The organism is Halospina denitrificans, from assembly GCF_004364635.1.
GTDB lineage: Bacteria > Pseudomonadota > Gammaproteobacteria > Pseudomonadales > Oleiphilaceae > Halospina > Halospina denitrificans.
Genome location: NZ_SOAX01000001.1, coordinates 753,429 through 774,860, shown reverse-complemented (window position 1 = coordinate 774,860; position 21,432 = coordinate 753,429). Strand labels below are relative to the sequence as shown.

Below are 21,432 nucleotides of genomic sequence, written 5' to 3'. Positions count from 1 at the left end.
CTCAGCCAGCGCCCACACAAATAATCTGACCCAATTGTTAAAGAACCTCAGCCGCGTTAAGCCGCTGATTTAGGACCGCAAATTCTAAAGCAATTCAGCGATCTGTCAATCCCCAAAAGCCACCCGTTTTGCCGTTTCCGGCGGGGCGTTGCCTCAAGAGAATGCGCATTCTACACCCACAGCCGTTGGCGTCAACAGGAAGTTGACCAGCGGTGGCGGATTTTTCCGGTGAGCCGCAGAATCGCCCTTCAATTGATGGTCACCCGGGCAATCTTCTTCTTGCCGGCCTGTACGATATACGAGCGCCCCGATTCCAGTGCCTGGCGGTCGCCAAGGGGCTCACCATCAATATAGACAGCACCGCGCTTGACCACATCCTTGGCAGCCCCACCGGACTGCACCAGGCCCGCCTGCTTGAGCACGGTATAGATGAAGAGCTCCGACTGCCCCTCCGCATCCAGGGTCACCTCTGGAACATTCTCGGGGATCTCACCCAGCTCGACGCGATTCCCCGCGGAGCGATGGGCGTTCCTCGCCGCCTCCTCGTCGTGATAGCGGCTGATGAGCTCATGGGCGAGGACCTTCTTGGCCTCCTGGGGATTGCCGCCGTTGGCCACCTCCTGGCGCAACGCTTCAACCTCCTCCATCGGCTTGAGGGTAAGCAGCTCGAAGTAGCGCCAGGTCAGTTCATCCGGAATCGATAGAAGGCGCCCGTACATCTCACCCGGGGAATCCGTGACCCCCACATAGTTGCCCAGGGACTTGGACATCTTCTGAACGCCGTCGAGCCCTTCAAGAAGAGGCATAGTCAACACAACCTGGGGCTCCTGATCGTAATGGCGCTGCAGGTGGCGCCCCATCAGAAGGTTGAACTTCTGGTCGGTGCCACCCAACTCCACATCCGCCTTCAGGGCTACGGAGTCGTACCCCTGGATCAGCGGATAGAGGAACTCATGGATCGCGATGGACTGGCCGCCTTCGTAGCGCTTATGGAAATCATCCCGTTCCAGCATGCGGGCAACCGTGTACTCACTGGCAAGACGGATCATGTCGTCCGCCTTCATCTGCCCCATCCAGTCCGAATTGAATACGACCGTGGTCTGCTCGGGATCCAGAATCCGGAAGACCTGCTCTTTATAGGTTTCCGCATTTCTGGCGACTTCCTCGCGGGTCAAAGGGGGACGCGTCGCACTCTTGCCGCTGGGATCCCCGATCATCCCGGTGAAATCACCAATCAGGAACAGAATCTCGTGGCCCAGGTCCTGGAACTGGCGAAGTTTATTGAGGAGCACCGTATGACCGAGATGAAGGTCCGGTGCCGTTGGGTCAAATCCAGCCTTGATGCGCAGGCGCCGCCCGCTGCGCAACTTCTCGACCAGGTCCTCCTCGGGGATCAGTTCGTCCACACCACGCCGGACACGGCTGATTGCCTCATCGATTGACGTCATAACATTAACAACCCTGCTACCGCTACACTTATTGACAATTTACAAAGCCGATTTACACAACGGTAATCCAGCTCCGTTTGGCGTTCTGTTTCGGGCACTTGCGAGGCTGGCGAGTATAACAGGATTCACCCCGCAGAGCTGCAGGCGCATTTGGTAACCAAATCCTTTTTGCGCCCGCCCATCTTTTCATTATACTTCGAGTAATTCTGCGAATCTGAGCGCCAACTTGGCACATCAAAAGCAAAAACGGGCTATCACTGTGTTGAAGAAATTCCCGAAGATCCATCTACTCGCTGTTTCAGGACTATCCCTTGTGGTGGGCGCAACCCTGCTTGTGAGCCCCGGCAGCAATGAAGGTAAAACCGAGCAGCGGTTCTCGGGTCAGCCGGTTCCCCTGATTGGTGTGGATGACGCGAAGGCGGAACCACAAACCCCGGGCAGCACTCCCGAGCTGGCCTCGCTTAACGCGGAAGCGAAACCACTGCTGAGCAACATCCTCCCGGTAACCGACCCCGAAGCGTCAACCAAACCGGAGCCCGCCGAGCCCCCGGAACCACAGATTGAATGGCAGACCTTCACGATCAAGGCAGGCGACACCCTATCCCGCCTTTTCAAGCGGGCAGGCCTGAACAATGACACGATGTACAGGGTACTCAATGGCAGTGGCAATACCGATGAGCTGACCAGACTGCGCCAGGGGCGTGAGATTGAATTCGGTTTCGATCAGGATGGGGAATTCGCCGGCCTGATGATCCACAACAGCAGGACCACCAAGCTCAAGGCACTCCGCGATGACGATGGCTTCCACACCATCGAGGAAATGCGCGAACCGGAAATAGAGCTGGCCTTCGCGGGCGGTGAAATCCAGACATCCTTTGCCCTCGCCGCAAACCGAGCCGGGCTGAGCGGCAACGTGCGCAATAAGCTCTCCCGGATTTTTGGTTGGGAAATTGATTTTTCGCGGGATCTCCGAAAGGGCGACCAATTCGGGGTCCTTTACGAGAAGCAGTACCTCGACGGCGAAATGATTGGCTATGGCCGCATTCTCGCCGCCAGCTTCATCAACAAGGGCGAGGAATACTCCGCAGCGCTCTTCACGGACAGCGAAGGACAAAGCGACTACTATGCACCGGACGGCAGCAGCCTGCGCAAAGCGTTCCTGCGCGCGCCGGTCAATTACGGTCGCATTTCCTCCCACTTTGACATGAACCGCAAGCACCCGATTCTCAACCGCGTCCGCCCGCACGAGGGCACGGACTTTGCCGCATCCTCCGGCACACCCGTGCGCGCGTCCGGAGATGGACGAATCATCCATCTCGGACGGGATGGTGGCTACGGCAAGACCATCCGCATTGACCACGGGAATGAAGTCACCACGGTGTACAGTCACCTGCGCGGTTACAAGCGTGGCATGCGCTCGGGCAAACGCGTCCAGCAGGGCGACGTTATCGGCTATGTAGGCATGAGTGGTCTGGCCACTGGCCCGCACCTCCACTACGAATACAGGCTCAGTGGACGTCCCAGGAACCCGCTCCACGTGGACCTTCCTGACGCCGACCCGATCCCGGCCGACGAAATGCAGGCATTCCGCATGCAGGCAAACCCGCTCCTGGCACAGCTGTCGGATCACGACGAATCCTTCCAGGTGGCCATGGCCGAGGACTAAATGGCTGAGACCTCCGATCCGGCCTATTTTATAGGCCTGATGTCCGGGACCAGCATGGATGGCATCGATGCAGTGCTGGTCTCCTTCGGGGAGGATGCCCGGATGCAGGTGCTCGGCCATCACAGCCTGACCCACTCCACCCCACTCAAACGCCGTCTTGAAGCACTTGCCAGCAACCGGGGCTGCCCGGCGGAGCTCGGCGAGGTCGACGCACTGTTGGGCGATTCCTTTGCCCAGTGCGCTCTCTCACTGCTCAGGGATGTAGACCTGGCGCCCGCGCGGATCACCGCCATCGGCAGTCATGGACAGACCATTTTCCATCGCGCATCCCCGTCTCCGGCTTTCAGCATCCAGATTGGCGACCCCAACCGTATTGCGGAGCGCACTGGCATTACCACGGTTGCGGATTTCCGCAGAAGGGACATTGCTGCAGGTGGCCAAGGCGCTCCGCTGGCACCGGCTTTTCACGAATGGTATTTCTCAGCACCAGGCGAATACCGGGCCCTGGTGAACCTGGGCGGGATCGCCAACGTCACCCATCTCCGGGGTGACGGATCGGCGCCGCTTGGATTTGACACCGGCCCGGCGAACCGGTTGCTGGACCTCTGGTGCCAGGAACACACCGGCGCGGATTATGACAGCAATGGCGAGTGGGCCGCGGGTGGGCACACCCTGCCGGCATTGCTGGACGCCATGCTGGCGGACCCCTACTTTTCGCTCACGGGGCCCCGCAGCACCGGACGGGAATACTTCAACCGGGACTGGCTCGAGCATTACCTGGCGGCCTACGGCAGCGCCGACCCTCGGGACGTCCAGAGAACCCTGGCAGCTCTCACTGCGGAAACGGTCAAGCGCGGTATTCTCGCGGAGCAGTCCCCGGATTCTGTCTTCATCTGTGGCGGCGGCGCCTTCAATCCGGTACTGGTGCGGGAAATCAGCGAACGCCTTGCGCCGGCACGGGTGGAAACAACACAGGCCCTGGGGCTTCACCCCCAGAGGGTCGAGGGCGCAGCTTTTGCCTGGCTTGCGCGTCAGCGTCTGCTCGGGATGGCGGGTAATCTTGCGACGGTTACGGGCGCCGACGGCCCCCGTGTGCTCGGCGCCGTCTACCCGGGAGGTCTTGGCGGGTCAGATACTGAATGAGGAGCCGCAGCCGCAGGTGCTGGAGGCATTGGGATTCTGGACCCGGAACTGCGCTCCCATCAGCCCCTCTTCATAATCGACCGTGGCACCAATGAGGTACTGGTAACTCAGCGGATCCACCAGCAGCGTGACGCCATCGCGCTCGACCGCAGCATCATCCTCAGCCTGGTTCTCATCGAAGGTAAACCCGTACTGAAAGCCCGAGCACCCCCCTCCAGTCACAAAGACGCGCAGTTTCAGCTCGGGATTGCCTTCATCCTCAACAAGCTCTTGAACCCGATGAACCGCTGATTCGGTAAAAAACACCGGTATGGCAGCCTGTTCCTGAACAACGCTCATTTATTAACCTCTATTGATGTCATCACTGGTTTATTATGGCCAGTGGGGGATCGCCCTGACAACCTCATACTTTCTCGAAAGAGGCATCATCTTCGCCATGAGCAACAGAATCGCCAGCGTCCCCGTCATCACCACCTTCAGCGGATGAACCTGTATCCTCCAACTGCTCGGACCTGCGACTCTGCGAGGGCAGTGTCCTGGCACCCGCCGGCACATTGCCTTCCTTGCGGTGCAGAAGACTGCCATTGACCGCGGCGCCCATCGCCATCTCGATCAGATGGTAATAGACGTTGCCGTGTATGGCCGCCTTGGAGGCCAGCTCCAGGTCTTCCGAGGAGTAGACGTTGCCGTAAACCGTCCCATTGATAATGATGTGCGGCGCGTAAACATCCCCCTCGATCTCGCCGATATCACTGATCCGGAGTACGGCGTCACTGCCCTCTTCCGCATAGACGGTGCCCTCAATTTTCCCGTCCACATGAAGGCCTCCGGAAAAATGAATATCACCCTTGACCGAGGTCTTGTTTGAGACCAGCGTATCGAACTGGACCGACCCCGCTTTACGGGCCGACTTGGACTTTTGAAACATCAGCTTCTTCTCCCGTTTTGTCCTGCCAACGAAACACCCGCTCCGAGCGTTGATTGCCACGGTCAGCAACAGCTGTAACCTGAATGGAATCGGGCTTGAAATCTTCCGGGATGGTCATATCCCCATCCACGGACTGAAAATAGCGAAACCGGAACTCGATGTTGCTTTTCTCCCTGGAATCCGAGATCTGATCCAGGGACAACGTCTTCCGGTTCCCATCAACATAGCCGATCAACTCAACATTAACATGCCCTGATACAAACCGATTGTTATCCCCGATCTGACTCAGTACCAGATTGTAACGCCACCGCTTCCTGTCACGGGTCGGGTCCAGATCAAGACGGAAAACCTGCAGCCCGGTTTCAATGTCCCCCGGGGCCATGATGGACTTGTAAAAGGTAATCTCGGACTTTCGTTCCTTCAGCTTCTGTTCCAGCTCACGGATTGTGCTCTGGGCCTGTCGAAGGCTGTGCTGGTCAATTTCCTGATCCCGTCTCAGACCGATCAGCTCCTGACGATGCTCGGTCACCTTCTCCTGCAGATGGTCCCTTTCCTCGCGCACCGACTCGAACCCCTCGCTGGTTGTCTGGAAGCGGTCATGGTAGTAATACCCACCCACCCAGAAGCCGCCAATGCCACAGATCAGCGAGAACACCAGCAATATCGATAGGCGCCGTACACGCTCACCACGCCGCTGGCGGACAACCACCAGTTGCTCTGAATCACTACGCGGGTCTGTCATCGAACTACGTCCGTAACCATTTGTTCGTTAAACCGATATCAGGGTAGAAGAGCGGGCGCCTGAAGTCCTGCCCCTTCCTCAAAACCGAACATCAGATTCATGTTCTGTATGGCCTGGCCGGCAGCGCCCTTCACCAGATTGTCGATCACCGAACTGACAATGATCGTGGACTGGCCCGGCTGCTGATGCAGCGCCATGCGACAGGTGTTTTCACCCCGCACCGAGCGGGTCTCGGGATGTGCCCCCCAGGGCATCACATCCACAAACGGCTCGTCCCTGAAACGGGATTCATAAAGCGCCTGCAGATCGGTCGTTGTGTCAGTCAACTGCGCGTAGAGCGTCGCCTCAATACCGCGGACCATGGGAATCAGGTGCGGCACAAAGGTGACCTGTACCGGCAGGTCCGGATTCATCAGGCGAAGCCCCTGCTCAATCTCGGGGCCGTGACGGTGACCGGATGCCGCATAGGTCTTGAAACTCTCGCCGGCCTCACCAAGCAGCATCGGGGTTTTCGCCTGGCGACCACCGCCACTGGCGCCGGACTTGCCGTCAGCCACGAGATGGCTCGGATCGACCACCCCGGCCTCAATCAACGGCAGAAAACCCAGCTGTATGGCGGTGGCGTAGCACCCCGGGTTGGCCACGAGCTGCGCCCCGCGAATACCGCTCCGGTTGATTTCCGGGAGGCCGTAAACCGCCTCATGGATCAGATCCGGCGCAACATGCTCGGTGCCATACCACGCTTCCCAGACAGCCTGATCCTGGAGCCGGAAATCCGCGGACAGGTCGATCACCCGCACCCCCTTTGCCAGCAGATCCCGCGCGCTGTGCATGGCAACCGCATTGGGGGTGGCAAAGAACACCAGATCGCAGGCGGCAAGGCGGGCATCGTCAGGGGCTTCAAAGGCAAGGTCACAGTGCCCCCGGAGACTCGGGAAAAGCTCATCCACCCGCATCCCGGCCTCGGCACGGGATGTGATCAGTGCCACCTCCACATCCCCGTGCATGGCCAGAAGCCTGAGAAGCTCCACCCCGGTATAGCCGGTTCCCCCGACAATGCCTGCCCTGATCAATGCATACCCCCTTTCTGGCGCGTTGGCGTTGGTAAAGCCCCATTGTACCATGCCGCCCGCACGGTCCCGATCTGTTCCGCGTCGACTCGATCCTCTAGTATGGACCATGATTTCCAATCCTTCGGATTACATTCCTGAAATGAGGCCAGCCATTGCTCTGGATTAAAGCGATACACCTGATGGCCATGGTGACCTGGTTCGCCGGCATCTTCTATCTGCCACGACTCTTTGTTTACCATGCCATGGCCGAGGATCAGCCCAGCATCGAGCGCTTCAAGGTCATGGAGCGCAAGCTGTACCGCGGTATCACCACACCCTCCATGGTGGTCACCCTGGTATTCGGCTTCTGGTTGCTGGGGACCAACGCGGAATACTACCTCTCGCAGGGCTGGCTTCACGCCAAGCTCGTGCTGATCGCCATACTGGTTGGTTACCATTTTGTGTGTGGGCGGTTTGTACGGGTATTCCGCGATGACCGGAACACCCGAAGTCACGTTTTCTACCGCGTGTTCAACGAATTGCCGGTGCTGCTGCTGGTCGGCATCATCATTCTTGCTGTCGTGAGGCCGTTCTGATGCTTAACGAAAAACCCCATGTGCTCGTCCTGTCCGGCCTGGACCCATCCGGTGGCGCCGGCATACAGGCAGACATCCAGGCCATCACCGCCCTGGGCTGCCATCCCCTGCCCGTGCTCACCTGTCTGACCGTCCAGGATACCCGGAACGTCTACGGAGCAGAGCCCGTCGATGCCGACCTGATCCACCGCCAACTCCTCCACCTGGAGGCCGACACGCCCATTCACGCCATCAAGACAGGCGCTTTGGGGGACGAAACGGTTATTCAGGCACTTACCGAATTCCTGGACAACCGCGAGCCGATCCCCTATGTGCTCGACCCGGTCATCAAGGCCGCGGGGGGTGGCGAGCTGGCCGATGAAAAGCTGATCGCCGCCATGCTCGAACAGCTGTTCCCCCGGGCCAGCCTGGTTACCCCCAACGGCCCCGAGCTGACACAGCTTGGCGGAAACCCGGATGAAACCACCTCAGCGAAGACACTCCTGGAGTACGGCTGTGGCGCCGTCCTTGCTACCGGCGGCCACGGGACGGGGGAGTTCATTGAGAACCGGCTTTTCACCTCGGATGGCGGTGACAGAACCTGGCAGCAACCGCGTATTGGCGGTGAGTACCACGGCAGCGGCTGTACCCTGGCGGCCGGAATCAGCGCCGGCATGGCACGGGGCCAGGCGCTTGAGGCGGCCATTGAAACCGGCCAGGAATTCGTGGCCGCCAGCATCCGGAGCGCCCTGCGGGTAGGCCATGGTCAGCCAGTCCCCGACCGGAGCCGCGACCATGGCTGAGTCCAGGGTGCCCCGGGGGCTGTATGCACTGACCGACACCGACCTCCTGCCGGACGAGCGCATCGTGGACGCGGTGGAACAGGCCCTGGCGGGGGGCGCCGCGATGATCCAGTACCGCGACAAACGGCCGGACAGAGACCTGAAAACACGGATTGCGACAGAACTGCGCGAGTGCTGCCACCGCTACGGGCGCCCACTGCTCATCAATGATGACCCCGAGCTGGCACTCCGGATGGGGGCCGATGGCGTGCATCTGGGACTGGAGGACCACGACCCCCACGAAGCGCGGGCCATGCTCGGAGAAGATGCCATCATCGGCGTCACCTGCCATCAGTCGCTGGAGCGTGCCCGGGCACTGGCAGGCAATCCGGCCGATTACGTGGCCTTCGGACGCTTCTTCCCATCCCAGACCAAGGCCGGCCCGGCTCTCGCGGACCCCAGCCTGCTGAGCGAATGTCACCGCCTTGGCATCCCCTGCGTCGCCATTGGCGGCATAACCCTGGATAACGCCGGCCCGTTGATCCGTGCCGGCGCGGACCTGATCGCCGTTATTCACGGCCTTTTCTCGGCACCCGATATCGAGGCACGAGCCCGTGCCCTCAGCCAACTTTTTGCAACAGGAGCTGATTCATGACCCAATCCGAAACCCTTTTCGAAGAGGCACGCCAATACATCCCCGGCGGCGTCAATTCCCCCGTGCGCGCTTTCAAGGGCGTGGGCGGCACCCCGATCTTCTTCAAGAACGCCGAGGGCGCCTACCTCTGGGATGAGGATGACCAGCGTTACATCGATTACGTTGGGAGCTGGGGCCCGATGATCCTGGGCCACGCCAACCCCGCCATCATCAACGCCATCCGGGACCAGCTCACACACGGCACCGGTTACGGCGCCCCCAGCTCCACAGAAACCGCCATGGCCCGCAAGATCTGTGAACTCATGCCCTCCATCGAGATGGTGCGCATGGCCAATTCAGGAACCGAGGCCACCATGAGCGCCATCCGACTGGCGCGCGGCTACACCGGGCGGGATAAGATCCTGAAGTTTGAGGGCAACTACCACGGCCATGTGGACTCACTGCTGGTCAAGGCGGGCTCCGGCGCCCTCACCCATGGCCAGCCCAACTCGCCCGGCATCCCCGCCGCGCTGGCTGAGCTTACCCTCACCGCCACCTTCAATGACCTGGAGAGCGTGCGCGCCATTTTCAGGGAGCATGGCCCCGAGATTGCCGGCATCATCGTTGAGCCCGTAGCAGGCAACATGAACTGCGTGCCTCCGGTCGAAGGCTTTCTGGAGGGGCTGCGAGAGGTCTGCGACGAATACGGCAGCCTGCTGATTTTCGATGAGGTGATGTCCGGATTCCGGGTCGCGCCGGGCGGCGCCCAGCAGCGCTATGCCATCAAGCCGGACCTGACGGCACTGGGTAAAATCATCGGTGGTGGACTTCCCGTGGGCGCACTTGGTGGGCGCAGGGACATCATGAGCCACCTGTCACCGCTCGGCCCTGTCTACCAGGCCGGCACACTCTCTGGCAATCCGCTTGCGATGAGAGCCGGCCTTGCAACCCTTGAGGGACTGTCCGAACCCGGATTCCATGACGACCTGGAGGCAAAGACACAACGCCTGATGCAGGGCTTCCGTGACTGCGCCCGAGAGGCCGGCATTCCCCTGCACGTCCAGGGTGCGGGCGGCATGTTTGGTCTCTTCTTCACGGATCAGCCGGAAGTCACCCGCTTTGAGCACGTCATGAACTGCGATACGGAGCGCTTCGGGCGTTTCTTCCATGCCATGCTGAAACAGGGCGTCTATCTTGCGCCCGCGGCCTTTGAGGCCGGCTTTGTCTCCGGCGCTCATACAGACGCGGATATCGATGCGACCCTTGAGGCGGCCAAAGCCGCTTTCAGCACCCTGACCTGATCCCCCTCCCTCGCTGACGGCCTCCAGGCCGTCAGCGAATGTGACCCCCATCACAACGCAGACGACTGAAGCGCTCTTCAGTCATTTGAGCCGTTGCAGCCCACCCCCTAAAAGCATTAATACTGGTTAATACATGACCAGCACCCAAAACCAATAATCCGCTGACTCTAACAACAACAAGAGACAATAAGGCGACAATCATGAAGAACCTCATTCGAGTGTGTTCCCTCGTAGTACTGCTGTCCGTTTCCAGCTCGGCAATGGCCTGGTGGTGGGACAGCACCCCCTCCGACTATACCGACACGCGTTATCCGATTGTGCTGGTTCACGGCATGTTCGGTTTCGACAACATCCTTTTCGTGGATTACTGGTACGGGATTCCCTCCGAGCTGGAGAAATACGGTGCGGATGTCTACGTTCCCCAGGTTCCAGCGCTCGAGAGCACCGTCGCCCGCGGCGAGGTGCTGCTTGATCAGGTCGAAGAGCTGGCGGCCATCCACGGCAAGGTCAACATCATCGGCCACAGCCACGGCGGCCCCACGGCGCGCTACGTCGCTGAAGTCCGGCCCGACCTGGTGGCTTCGATAACCTCGGTGGGCTCGCCCCACACCGGTTCCGACGTGGCGGACGTTATCGTGAACTCCCCCGGAAGCAGCCTGGCCAATACCCTGGGGAACACCCTCGGAAGCCTGATTGACCTGCTGTCGGGCGGTGACTTCGACCAGAACATGGAAGAGAGCCTGCGGTCACTCAGCAGCCAGGGCAGCGCCGAGTTCAACCAGATCGCACCGGCAGCCATCCCCACGACGCCCTGCGGCCCCGCACCGTCCGTGGTCAACGGCGTGCGCTACTATTCCTGGGCAGGCACGGCCACCTTCACCAATGCCCTGGACCCGGACAGTGCCCTGTTGACCACCACGAGCCTGGCATTTGACGGGCCGAATGACGGCCTTGTGGGTCAGTGCAGCGCACACATGGGCAAGGTTATCCGCGATGACTACCGGATGAACCATCTGGACGAGGTCAACCAGACCTTCGGCCTGACCAGCCTCTTCGAGACCGACCCGAAAGCGGTGTATCGCCACCACGCGAACCGCCTGAGAAACCAGGGGCTGTAAGCACTCAGAGGCCCGGCCAGGCCGGCCGGGCCAACCTTCCTATTCCCAGCTCAGCTGCTTTTCCACGCCTGCACGAATCTCAAACCGGTCGTAATCACGGCTTTCGAGGCGGGCGCTGTTCGTCTCCCACTCGCCATCAAGCGTCAAGCGCCATCCATCGCCGAATGAGTAACGTGCCTGTGAGGAAAAGCGCCAGAGATCTTCCTGCCGGCGCTGCTGTTCAACCCCTTCACGAATTTCGGGATCCGGATACCGGGAATGCTCATAGAACGCCGAAGCGCGGAAATCCCACGGGCTTTCCGGGTAGAAGCGCGCCTGTGCCCGCACGCCATGGCGTCGGGGAGATGTGCTCAAAAAATAACCCGGGCGACTCAGGTCCTCACGATCCTCGTCCGTGAAGCGATATTCGAGGTCGGCGACCCAGGCGTCGGACCAGAACCACAGAACGCCCAGGTCCAGGCCAATATCCCGCCCATCCAGCTCCGGAAAACGACTGCCGGCAGCAACATTGACGATCTCGCCGCCCGCATCAATCCAGCCCGCATCAAAACGCCGACTGACTTCAGCCCGCAGCCGATCCCGCCGCTCTAACCGTTTCCCATCCAGCCATTGCCATTCGGAGTCAGCCATTCCTGTGCCCTGCCAGTCATCCTGGCTGTAATCCAGGGCCAGGCCCGGTCGGGCCAATTGCTGGTCTGCCTCACTGGCGCCATTATACTGGCGAAAGCTGGCCAAACCGGTAAGACGCAGATTCAGGTTGCCGCTGCGGGCAACATCCTGGCTCGCCCATAAAAATCCATCCTGGAAAGCCGAACTCTCCTGAAGGGTCTGATCGCTCGCGAGGTTGAGATTATCCTCATGCCCGGCGCCCAGACCGGCGAGAAGCGTCCCGGGCCCCGGGGCCGGAGAGGGGGCCGTTACGGGTGCGTCAAGGCGAGCAAGCTGTTCCCTGGCAAGCCCGCGTATCCGGTCGTCGGCCCCGGCCTGATCCGCAGCCCGGAAATGGCGGACAGCAGCCTCAGTATCCGCCTGCTCGAGGGCGATGAGTCCGAGATTATAGTGGGCGAGGGCCTGCTCATCGGGATAGTCAAGCAGGGCCCGGAAGTAGCCCGCTGCGGCGTCCAGGTTGCCCGCCCGGAAATGGGCGACACCCAGATTGTAGAGAAGGCCGACCGAATCCTTGCCTGCTGCTTTGGCCTGTTCCAGATAACGGACGGCCTCCTTGAGATCGCCCCGCTGGAAGGATTCCACGCCTTTGTTGAAGAGAGCATCCGCCCGATTATCTGCTGCCTTGACGTCGTTTCCGCCAAGCGCGAAAAGCGCGGCGGTACTGACGAGCAGAAGAGAGGGGAGCAACCGCCGAGTGTCTAAATCCATTATCGGTTCACATACGCCAGGATCATATGGCGTTGATCCTAGCACTTAAAGCACTGTTCTTCAGCGCCTGCGGACTCCCACTTCAATCCTATTGCGGGTTCTGCTGACCCCGATCCAGCCGATTGCCGCCAGTATCCGGGGCTCCGTCTCCCGGCCCACTGGTATTCCCGTCAGGGCTGGTTCCCCTGCGCTGATTGCGTTGCTCAAGCCCCCGGCGTGCACGCTCACGGGCGGCATCCGAAGCCTCGCGCCCCTTCTCGGACGCCTCGTTGGCACGCTCAAGGCCGGGAGCCGCTGCTTCACGGGCCCTGTCAGAGGCGTTGCCCGGCAACCGGATCTCACTTGCCACGTTATCGGAGGCCGAGTCGTCCTCGGTGACCATACGCATGGTCACATCCAGATCATCCTGGGCCATGGCGCTGCCGCCGAACAACAGCAGGAGTGTCATGATGTAGAGTATGAGGCGTTGCATAAATACTCCTTAGCCGTCTCTTTGCGTGCCACCAACGGCGGCACGGAATGTCTTGGTCTGGTTGCCGTGCTGTACACGGGCAACAAGCTCACCCTCACCCGGGAACAGGGTCCTGAGGGGAAGCGCCAGCCGGTTTTCACCCTTTTCCAGGTTCACCTGCCAGCTGATCCGCCGTTCGCCGGGCATTGAAGCCAGTTCAGCATGTGGCGGAAGCTCAAGCGTCAGAGTCACATCCTGCAGTGCCTTACCGGACTCAAAGGCCAGGTTAACCGTCTCCACATCCTGGCTCGCCACCGGCCCCACAACCGGCGCACCGGAAGGCTCGGAGCCACTCGGCAGCCACTGCCCCAGGAACAGGCCACCCACCAGGCAGGCCGCCATGGCTGCGCCCACAACAGGGGTTGTCCAGCGGCGCCGGGCGTCGCCGCCACCGTGTGCGGCCTGGAGCATCCGTTGTTCAAACCCGGAATCGGGCTCGCTCACCGGCTCCGCCAGCATCAACCGCCAGCGCCGTTCGGCGCGCACCTTGCGATAGCAGCTTTCACACCCGTCAAGATGCTGAGCAACAGCCTGCCTGTCCTCAGGGCCCAGGCTGGCGTCGCAGTAGTCCTCAATCCGAGTGATCACTTGATTACAATTCATGATCCACCTCATGCCGTCTTACCCCACTCACGACAGCACCCGCCTCAGGGTTCCATCTTTGCGAGTATTATTTCACGCAGCCTGGCCCGGCACCGGGAAAGACGCGATTTAATGGTTCCCGGCGCCACATCCAGAACCTCAGCAATATCGTCCTGAGGCCATCCTTCCACATCATACATAACGATCAGGGCCCGCTGGTCCGGCGCCAGCTCATCCAGTGCCGAATGAATCATCGTCCGGGCCCTGTCGTTCTCCATATCCGCCAACGGGCCCAGCCCCTCGCCGGAAAAACGATCCAGAAAGGCATTATGATCCTCATCACTGCCAAGGTCACTAAAGGCCTGCTCATGGCGACGCTTCTCGCGCCGGCTGCGATCCACAAAACAGCGATAGAGAACGCGGTTCAGCCAGGGCTGCAAGTCCTCGACTTCCCTGAGTTCCTGGGTCTTGGGATAGAGCTTGAGCATCACCTCCTGCACCAGGTCCTCCGCGTCATCAGGATTCCCCGTCAGACGGCAGGCAAAGCGGTACAGCATCCTCAGATGGGGTTTGACCAGGCGATCAAACTCTTTGGCCTGGGAGCGGGTCAGAAACAAACAGCACCTCAACCGTGGGTTGCGAGTGAATCTACTTATAGCAGAGTCCAGATACAACTGCCGGATTACAGTTTGTTACTGCAATCTTCTGGAACCTTTCATCGCAGCCGCCGTGAGCAGGGGTAAGCACCGACAATTCTGTCGACTCCAGTGCTATTGATCCAACAACACGTACAACAGGAGCTTCATCATGAAGACCCCGATCCTCAAACCGCTGACGCTTGCCATTATGGCGACTTCCCTCACCGGTTGCTTAAGCAGCTCCTCCGACGGTGAATCCGGCACCCTGTCCCTGGGGATTACCGATGCGCCGGTGGATGATCTGCAAAAAGTCAAAATCAGCTACACGGGGGTCACGCTCAAGCCGGCCAATGGTAACCGAGTTGAGATCGATTTCGACGAACCGAAGAATCTGGACATGCTCGAACTCCAAAGGGGCAACGCTGCCAGCCTGCTTGAGGACGAAGAAGTCCCCGCCGGTGAATACAACTTTATCCGGCTGAAGGTCAAAGAAGGCGATGACATGTTTGTTGAAACTCTGGAGGGCGGAGAAGAACCCCTGACAGTCCAATCCGAGGAGCTCAAGCTGGTCAGTGGCTTCACCGTTCCGCAGGGTGGCGAAGCCGATTTCACCATTGATTTCGACATGCGCAAGGCCATTACCGAACCGGATGGTCAGGATGGGTTCTTCCTGCGCCCTGCTCTGCGCCTCGTTGACAATACCGAGGTTGGCGCCATTGAAGGCATCGTGGACGGCACTTTCGCGAAAGGTGAATGTGACGACGTTCAAGCCTACGCAGGTGCCGCCTATGTCTATGAAGGCGCTGACGCCGACTTGGTGGACCTCAACAGTAATGCCGAAAAAGAGCCTCTTATGGCAACCCCGGTAGATACCACGGACGATAGCAACGAGCTGAGCTATAAGGCGGCATTCCTCACCGAGGGTACCTACACAATCTCTTACAGCTGCTCCATGGATGATCCGGACGCTGATGACGATCTGACGTTCGCCGAAACACGCAACGTAGACGTAACCGCCGACACTACCGAGGAAGAGAACTTCGGCACTGGCGACAAATAAACCAACCTTCCCTGCCTGACGGAAAGCCCGGCCCCCGGCCGGGCTTTTTTATTTCCAGAATGCTCCCCCTCAACGCCCCCGAGGTGAATGTTGAGGACAGCGGTTCCGATAATTCCATCCCAGCCTCCACAGCTCTCCCACCCAGCGCCAACGGACTTACGTTTTGGTAATCCAACACACGGAACCTTCTGCCTGAGGCAGCGTGGTTGCAGGCGGGGATCGCGGTTCGAGCGATGCCTACCACCAAACTTAAGGAAGGGAATGCCACTATGAATAGACAGATGCTTAAACCACTGACAGTCGCTGTTGTCGCAATCACCCTGGCGGGCTGCAATGACTCATCGAGCTCAGGCTCGGGCGACGGGTCCATGTCGCTGGATATGACGGACGCGCCGACGAACGAATTTACCAGCGTCAACATCACGGTCACGGGTGTAACCCTGCAACCGGCAGACGATGCCGAAGAGGACAGCGGCGACGGTGATACGGAGGACGGCAATGGTGAAAACGGCGACGGTGACGACAGCGATCGGATCAGCTTCAACGTTGAAAACGACGAAGGCGAACCCAAGACAATCAATCTCCTGGATCTCCAGGGCGGCGTGACGGAAACGCTGCTCAGCGACGAGGACGTCCCCGCGGGTGATTACGCATGGATGCGGCTGGACATTGTCGCGGACGACGTTTTCGTGACCAGCGATTCCGGGGAAGAACATTCGGTGTTCGTTCCATCAGGGGCCCAGAGAGGCATGCAGACCACCAGTTTCACGGTTTCCGAGGAAGGTGAGACGAACTTCACCATCGATTTTGACGCCAGGAAGTCCATCGTTACCCGTGGCAGCAGTGGCAAGGATCTCATCCTGAAACCGATACTGCGCCTGGTGGAGAACGAGGAGGTGGGCGCCATCTCGGGCACCGTTGATGTGGCCACCCTGAAGCAGAACAACGACGCGTTCTGTGAAGACGACTTCGACGGCATGGTCTATGTCCACCAGGGGGCGGACGCGACGGTCGGTGAATTCGGCAGCGACTCCGAACCCCTCGTTGCCGCGCCGGTTTCCATGGATGACGAGGAAAACAACTACACCTACAAGGCTGCTTTCCTGGAGGAAGCCAGCTACCAGGTCAGCTATGTCTGTGAATCGGATGACAACGAAGAGGAAGGGGATATTACTGAGTTCATCAATACGGAAGAGGTTGAAGTGACCGCGGGTGAGACCACTACCCACAACTTCGACGGCAGCAGCCAGTAAACCAATACTCCCCGCCTCAAGCCCGGCCCCTCGGCCGGGCTTTTTCGTTCTAGGACCGGGACGCCCGCTTTCTGGCCTCGCGGGCCCCTTCCTCATCACCGCGACTGGCACGGACGTCGGCCAACAGGGACCAGCCCGTCCGGCGCAGCTTCGGGTCATTGCCGGCCTTGCTGATGCCTTTCAGCGCAAACTGCTCGGCACGTGCGTGGTCACTGCGTTTCTGGTAGATCTCGGCCAGGCGGTAATACACCTGGGCCGCATCCGGGGAAATCCGCTGGGCCCGTTGCGCCAGGTTCAGGGCGCGTTCCGTGTTACCCGCGAGCAGCATCCCGCGGGCACTGGCCAGCAGGCTGGCGGCCGCCGGAGACAGCTCCGAGCCGGTCTGGCGCTGGCGGGCATCCCGTTCCGGTGTGTCGGGTTCCTGTGTTTCGACGTCTTCAGGCTCTTTCGTTTCAATCGGCGCGATGACTTCCTGGTCGTCGCTCGGCCGGTCCTGGACCATACTGCAACCGCCAAGCAGCAGCACAACCATCAGGGCCACAGCCTGGCGAACGCGGCACAATCGCACGATTTGATGCCCACTTTCTTCTCTCATCAGAACAATCCTTCGAACCATCGCTGAATCTGGCCGCCCATGGTATCACTGCAGGGCACTTCTTCCTGCGGTTCGCTGCCCTGGATGAAGGGAATTCGCCGGGCGCCTTCGCAGTTGTCCGCCGTCAGGGCACCGGTGGCATCGTCCACCCACTCGTAGCGGACGCCCTCAGGCACCACCGGCGAGAAGCTGCGCTGCGGGAGATCGGCCATGGTCCGCCCCCAGACCTGCAGCGCCCCGGAGGCGCCCGTCAGCTCGGTGGCGCTGTAGTCATCACCGCCAACCCAGACAACCCCGAGGTGCCCCCCGGTAAAGCCGGCAAACCAGCTGTCACGGCCCTCGTTAGTCGTGCCCGTCTTCCCGGCGACCTGGAGGTTGTCGGGAATCAGGTTATACACGGAGCGCCCGGTGCCCTCGCGCATCACTTCCTGCATGCCGTAATGCAGCAGGTGCATGGGGCCTGCGTCCACGGTCTGCTGCAGATCGAGATCATAGCGGGAAAGCACCTCACCCTCCGGGGTCGTCACCGCCCGGATGCTGCGCAGGGGCACCTGGAAACCGCCGGAGGCAATGGTCTGGTACATCCGGGTCACATCCAGAGGCGTCATGGTGATGCTGCCGAGCAGCAGGGACGGATAGAGCTCGGGCTCATCCTGCAGCCCCAGCCGCTGCATGGTCTCAACCACCCGCGGCAGCCCCAGTTCAAGCCCGAGCCTGACGGTGGCCTGGTTATAGGAGTGGGAAAAGGCCTCGTGCAGCGGCACCGTGCCGTGGGACTCACCACTGTAGTTGCTGGGAGACCATTCCTTGCCGTTATCAAACTCAACCCTGAAGGGCTCGTCCTTGATCGGCGTCACCAGGGTGTAGTCCTCGGGCGTTTCCAGGGCGCTGAGATAGACCGCGGGCTTTGCCAGCGAGCCGATGGGTCGATCCGCGCTCATGGCCCGGTTAAAGCCCGCATAGCGGGTTTCGCGCCCGGGCACCAGGGCTTCCACCTCGCCGCCCTCGCGCCGGGTAATAACCATGGCGCCCTCAAGGGCTCCCGGCTCCTCCCCCTGCTCCAGGGCGGCCAACATTTCCTTCATCCGCTGCTCCGCCACGGCCTGCACATGCGGGTCCATGGTCGTGAAAATCCGCAGCCCCGACGTCTCCAGATCCTCGTCCCGATAATCCCGCCCAAGGTGCTCACGAACCAGGTCCATGAAGCCCGGGTAACGGTTCATCTCGTTGCTCGGTGTTGCGACTACATCCAGGGGCCGGGCCTGTAGTTTCTCCACGCGGTCAACACCAATAATGCCGCGCTCCCGGAGTAACCGAAGCACCAGGTTGCGTCTTTCCCGGGCACGGTCGGGGTAACGTCTCGGGTTGTAGTAGCCCGGCCCCCGCACCATTGCGACCAGCAATGCGGTTTCGTGCAGCTCAAGATCCTCGAAGGATTTGTTGAAAAAGAATTCGCTCCCCAGGCCAAAGCCGTGAATGGCGCGGCTGCCGGACTGCCCGAGATAGGCCTCGTTGATGTAGGCCTCGAGAATGTCATCCTTGGGATAACGCGCCTCCAGCAACAGGGCCATGATGGCCTCGTTGAACTTGCGCCAGTAGGTCTGTTCGCTGGAAAGCCAGAAGTTCTTGACCAGCTGCTGGGTGAGCGTACTGCCGCCCTGGACAACACGGCCCGCCCTGAGATTGGCCAGGAAGGCTCGGGCAATGGAGGACGGGGCAACCCCATGGTGGGATTCAAAGTTACGGTCCTCGACAGTCAGCAGCGTTTCCCGGAACAGTGGCGGCGCATCCTCCAGCTGTACCAGAACCCGGTCCTCACCGTGCCCCGGGTAGATGCCGGCGATCTGCTGGGGTTCGAGCCGGGCAACCGCGACACCATCGCCACCAGTCGCCCGGAACCGGGTAATCACACCGTCTTCAAACCTCAGCTCCAGCCGGCGGGCGGGCGCCTTACCGTCCGGAAAGGGAAAACCACGGGTATGAACCACGAATTCGCGGCCATTGCGGGTAAAGGTCCCCGGCTCGGTCGCCCGCGGGTCCCGCTCATACCCCAGGCTATCGAGCTCGCGCCGGAAGGCGTCCAGCGTAACCGGTGCGCCACTGTAGAGATCCAGGGGACGCGCAAAGACGCGCGAGGGGACCTCCCACCGATGATCCTCGAACCGGGAGGTGACCTGGACATCCAGGTAAATGGTCCACCCGACCAGCAGCAGCAACAGGACCAGGCCCAGTTTCCAGGCGAGCCGGAAAAAGGAGAAGGACGTTACTGATTTGCCGCCGGATTTGCGGTTTTTTGATGGGGTCTGGCGTTTGCCTGTCGATCTGCGCTTTGTCATGGGCGCTGATTATAGCGCGTTTATCAGTGGCGTCATCGACCCGACAATGTTCAAAACATGACGACACCGTTATGATGTTGACTCAAAGCCGAAATCAGGGAGTTCTCCATGGAGTCAAGGCTGATCAATGCCTTACAGGATCCGTCACTCTATCCCCACGGGGTGGAGGAAATCAGGATGCTTGAAACCCACATTTCCTGGATCATTCTCACCGGTTCCCATGCCTACAAGCTCAAGAAACCCCTGGACCTCGGCTTCCTGGATTTTCGTCACCTTGAATCCAGGCGATTCTACTGCGAGGAGGAACTGCGCCTGAACCGGCGCCTTGCGGAAACCATCTACGAGGCGGTGATCCCGATCACTGGGACGGAGGACGCCCCGGTACTCAACGGGGAAGGGGAACCCATCGAGTATGCCCTGCGCATGCGCCAGTTCGATCCGGAACAGGCCCTGGACAAGCTCTCTGACCGGGGTGAACTGACAGTGGCGCACCTGGACGCGCTTGCCGACCGGGTTGCCGCCTTTCACCAATCGGTACCAGCGCTCGATCCGGACAATCCGATGGGCGACCCGGCACGCCTGCGCCAGGCGATGCTGGATAACTTCACCACCATCCGCGAAACCACCGACAGCAGCGCTGATCGCCGCCAGGCGGATGTGCTTCAGGCCTGGACCGAATCGACGTTCGAGCAGCTTGAACCACGCATCCAGCAACGGCTCGAGGACGGCCATGTCCGGGAGTGCCATGGCGATCTTCATCTGGGCAATATCGCCTGGTTCGAGGACCGGATTACCGTTTTTGACTGCATCGAATTCAATGAAACCTTTCGCTGGATCGATACCGCCAATGACCTGGCCTTCCTGCTCATGGACCTGGAAAGCCGGGGCCACCGGCCCTGGGCCTATCGCGTGCTGAACCGCTACCTCGAGTACAGCGGCGACTTCGGGGCCCTGCCGCTTCTGGGGATCTACAAGGCCTACCGGGCCATGATCCGGGCCAAGGTCGCCCTGCTCTCCCCGGCCGACACGCCGGAGCAGCAGACACAACAGCTGGAAAAGTACCGCAGCTACGCCGGCCTTGCCGAGCGCTACTGCGAATTCCCCGGCCCCTGGCTGGCGGTCACCACCGGTTTCTCCGCCAGCGGCAAATCACACGTCAGCGGGCAACTGGCGGAGCATTTCGGCATGATCCGGATCCGCTCGGACGTCGAGCGCAAGCGGTTGTTCAATCTCGGCCCCACCCAATCCAGCGAGTCCGGGAGGGACAGCGGCATCTATACCCGGGAGGCAACGGAACAGACCTACGAGCAACTGGAAAAGCTCACCCGGGAGGCGCTCATGGCCGGTTTTCCGGTGATTGTTGACTCGGCGGCACTCAGGCGTGACGAGCGCGAGTCGCTCCATGATATCGCCGAGGCACTGGGCCTGCCGGGCCTGACGGTCTCCTGCGAAGCGCCCGAAGCCGTACTCAGGGAGCGCATCCGCGAGCGTGCCCGCCAGCGCGATGAAGTATCGGAAGCCACCGAGGCGGTGCTGGATCACCAGCTTGAAACGGCTGACCCCATCTCCGAATCCGAAAGCACCCACACGGTTCACATCCGGACCGATCAATCGCAAAGCCTGGACCTTCTGATACAGGCCATCGAAAAACACGGGGTCTGAACCGTTACAAAGGGCAGGGATTTGTGTCG

The 21,432-nt window shown here is 60.5% G+C and carries 21 protein-coding genes; 10 read left to right on the top strand and 11 right to left on the bottom strand.

Translation table 11 applies throughout. The features are described from left to right. Positions 1-248 precede the first annotated feature (248 nt). Positions 249-1,448 carry a tyrosine--tRNA ligase gene (gene tyrS / locus DES49_RS03585; RefSeq protein WP_133734987.1) on the bottom strand — a complete coding sequence of 400 codons (1,200 nt, stop codon included), beginning with the start codon at positions 1,446-1,448 and terminating at the stop codon, positions 249-251. Between the two features lie 259 nt (positions 1,449-1,707). Here tyrS and DES49_RS03580 point away from each other — a divergent pair, with 259 nt between their 5' ends. Both DES49_RS03580 and DES49_RS03575 read left to right on the top strand, forming a co-directional pair. Continuing rightward, the gene (locus DES49_RS03580) at positions 1,708-3,114 is read left to right on the top strand and encodes an OapA family protein (RefSeq protein WP_133734986.1); all 1,407 of its coding nucleotides are present in this window, start codon (positions 1,708-1,710) and stop codon (positions 3,112-3,114) included. Next, positions 3,115-4,257 (top strand): anhydro-N-acetylmuramic acid kinase, encoded by a 1,143-nt coding sequence (locus DES49_RS03575; RefSeq protein ID WP_133734985.1) that lies wholly within the window; start codon positions 3,115-3,117, stop codon positions 4,255-4,257. Here DES49_RS03575 and erpA read toward each other — a convergent pair. From erpA to argC, 4 genes are all read right to left on the bottom strand, one after another. Next, a complete protein-coding gene (gene erpA / locus DES49_RS03570; RefSeq protein WP_133734984.1) occupies positions 4,243-4,596 on the bottom strand; it encodes an iron-sulfur cluster insertion protein ErpA in 354 nt (117 codons plus the stop codon). The two genes, DES49_RS03575 and erpA, sit on opposite strands and share 15 nt — an antisense overlap. 64 nt (positions 4,597-4,660) lie before the next feature. After that, positions 4,661-5,185, bottom strand: a complete 525-nt coding sequence (locus tag DES49_RS03565; protein WP_133734983.1) for a bactofilin family protein — start codon at positions 5,183-5,185, stop codon at positions 4,661-4,663. Further along, positions 5,157-5,927, bottom strand: a complete 771-nt coding sequence (locus DES49_RS03560; RefSeq protein WP_133734982.1) for a DUF6776 family protein — start codon at positions 5,925-5,927, stop codon at positions 5,157-5,159. The genes DES49_RS03565 and DES49_RS03560 overlap by 29 nt, the downstream gene beginning before the upstream one ends. Positions 5,928-5,965: 38 nt before the next feature. After that, positions 5,966-7,000, bottom strand: a complete 1,035-nt coding sequence (gene argC / locus DES49_RS03555; RefSeq protein WP_133734981.1) for an N-acetyl-gamma-glutamyl-phosphate reductase — start codon at positions 6,998-7,000, stop codon at positions 5,966-5,968. Between the two features lie 152 nt (positions 7,001-7,152). Between argC and hemJ the strand changes: the two genes are divergently transcribed. From hemJ to DES49_RS03530, 5 genes are all read left to right on the top strand, one after another. After that, positions 7,153-7,575: a protoporphyrinogen oxidase HemJ gene (gene hemJ / locus DES49_RS03550; protein ID WP_133734980.1), complete on the top strand. Its 423-nt coding sequence runs from the start codon at positions 7,153-7,155 to the stop codon at positions 7,573-7,575. Continuing rightward, a complete protein-coding gene (gene thiD / locus DES49_RS03545; protein WP_133734979.1) occupies positions 7,575-8,357 on the top strand; it encodes a bifunctional hydroxymethylpyrimidine kinase/phosphomethylpyrimidine kinase in 783 nt (260 codons plus the stop codon). Before hemJ ends, thiD begins: the two co-directional genes overlap by 1 nt. Next, positions 8,350-8,991 carry a thiamine phosphate synthase gene (gene thiE, locus DES49_RS03540; RefSeq protein WP_133734978.1) on the top strand — a complete coding sequence of 214 codons (642 nt, stop codon included), beginning with the start codon at positions 8,350-8,352 and terminating at the stop codon, positions 8,989-8,991. The genes thiD and thiE overlap by 8 nt, the downstream gene beginning before the upstream one ends. Then, positions 8,988-10,271: a glutamate-1-semialdehyde 2,1-aminomutase gene (gene hemL, locus DES49_RS03535; RefSeq protein ID WP_133734977.1), complete on the top strand. Its 1,284-nt coding sequence runs from the start codon at positions 8,988-8,990 to the stop codon at positions 10,269-10,271. Before thiE ends, hemL begins: the two co-directional genes overlap by 4 nt. Before the next feature lie 200 nt (positions 10,272-10,471). Continuing rightward, positions 10,472-11,389: a lipase family alpha/beta hydrolase gene (locus DES49_RS03530; RefSeq protein WP_133734976.1), complete on the top strand. Its 918-nt coding sequence runs from the start codon at positions 10,472-10,474 to the stop codon at positions 11,387-11,389. A 39-nt stretch (positions 11,390-11,428) separates the two neighbouring features. Here DES49_RS03530 and DES49_RS03525 read toward each other — a convergent pair whose 3' ends face one another. From DES49_RS03525 to DES49_RS03510, 4 genes are all read right to left on the bottom strand, one after another. Then, positions 11,429-12,766: a tetratricopeptide repeat protein gene (locus DES49_RS03525; RefSeq protein ID WP_133734975.1), complete on the bottom strand. Its 1,338-nt coding sequence runs from the start codon at positions 12,764-12,766 to the stop codon at positions 11,429-11,431. Between the two features lie 88 nt (positions 12,767-12,854). Next, positions 12,855-13,238 (bottom strand): hypothetical protein, encoded by a 384-nt coding sequence (locus DES49_RS03520; RefSeq protein WP_133734974.1) that lies wholly within the window; start codon positions 13,236-13,238, stop codon positions 12,855-12,857. A gap of 9 nt (positions 13,239-13,247) precedes the next feature. Next, the gene (locus DES49_RS03515; RefSeq protein ID WP_166645974.1) at positions 13,248-13,880 is read right to left on the bottom strand and encodes an anti-sigma factor family protein; all 633 of its coding nucleotides are present in this window, start codon (positions 13,878-13,880) and stop codon (positions 13,248-13,250) included. Between the two features lie 44 nt (positions 13,881-13,924). Next, a complete protein-coding gene (locus DES49_RS03510) occupies positions 13,925-14,476 on the bottom strand; it encodes an RNA polymerase sigma factor (RefSeq protein WP_243864849.1) in 552 nt (183 codons plus the stop codon). 190 nt (positions 14,477-14,666) lie between these two features. Between DES49_RS03510 and DES49_RS03505 the strand changes: the two genes are divergently transcribed. Then, positions 14,667-15,557, top strand: coding sequence for a DUF4382 domain-containing protein (locus tag DES49_RS03505; protein ID WP_133734972.1), 891 nt, complete (start codon positions 14,667-14,669; stop codon positions 15,555-15,557). A gap of 269 nt (positions 15,558-15,826) precedes the next feature. After that, entirely contained in the window at positions 15,827-16,810 is a 984-nt protein-coding gene (locus DES49_RS03500) for a DUF4382 domain-containing protein (protein WP_133734971.1), read from the top strand. Between the two features lie 49 nt (positions 16,811-16,859). Here the strand turns inward: DES49_RS03500 and DES49_RS03495 are convergent, their stop codons facing one another. Next, complete coding sequence (locus tag DES49_RS03495) at positions 16,860-17,405, bottom strand: tetratricopeptide repeat protein (protein WP_133734970.1); 546 nt, start codon at positions 17,403-17,405, stop codon at positions 16,860-16,862. Continuing rightward, a complete protein-coding gene (gene mrcB, locus DES49_RS03490) occupies positions 17,405-19,741 on the bottom strand; it encodes a penicillin-binding protein 1B (protein WP_133734969.1) in 2,337 nt (778 codons plus the stop codon). The genes DES49_RS03495 and mrcB overlap by 1 nt, the downstream gene beginning before the upstream one ends. 108 nt (positions 19,742-19,849) lie before the next feature. Here mrcB and DES49_RS03485 point away from each other — a divergent pair, with 108 nt between their 5' ends. Continuing rightward, positions 19,850-21,403: a bifunctional aminoglycoside phosphotransferase/ATP-binding protein gene (locus DES49_RS03485; RefSeq protein ID WP_133734968.1), complete on the top strand. Its 1,554-nt coding sequence runs from the start codon at positions 19,850-19,852 to the stop codon at positions 21,401-21,403. Positions 21,404-21,432: the final 29 nt, after the last annotated feature.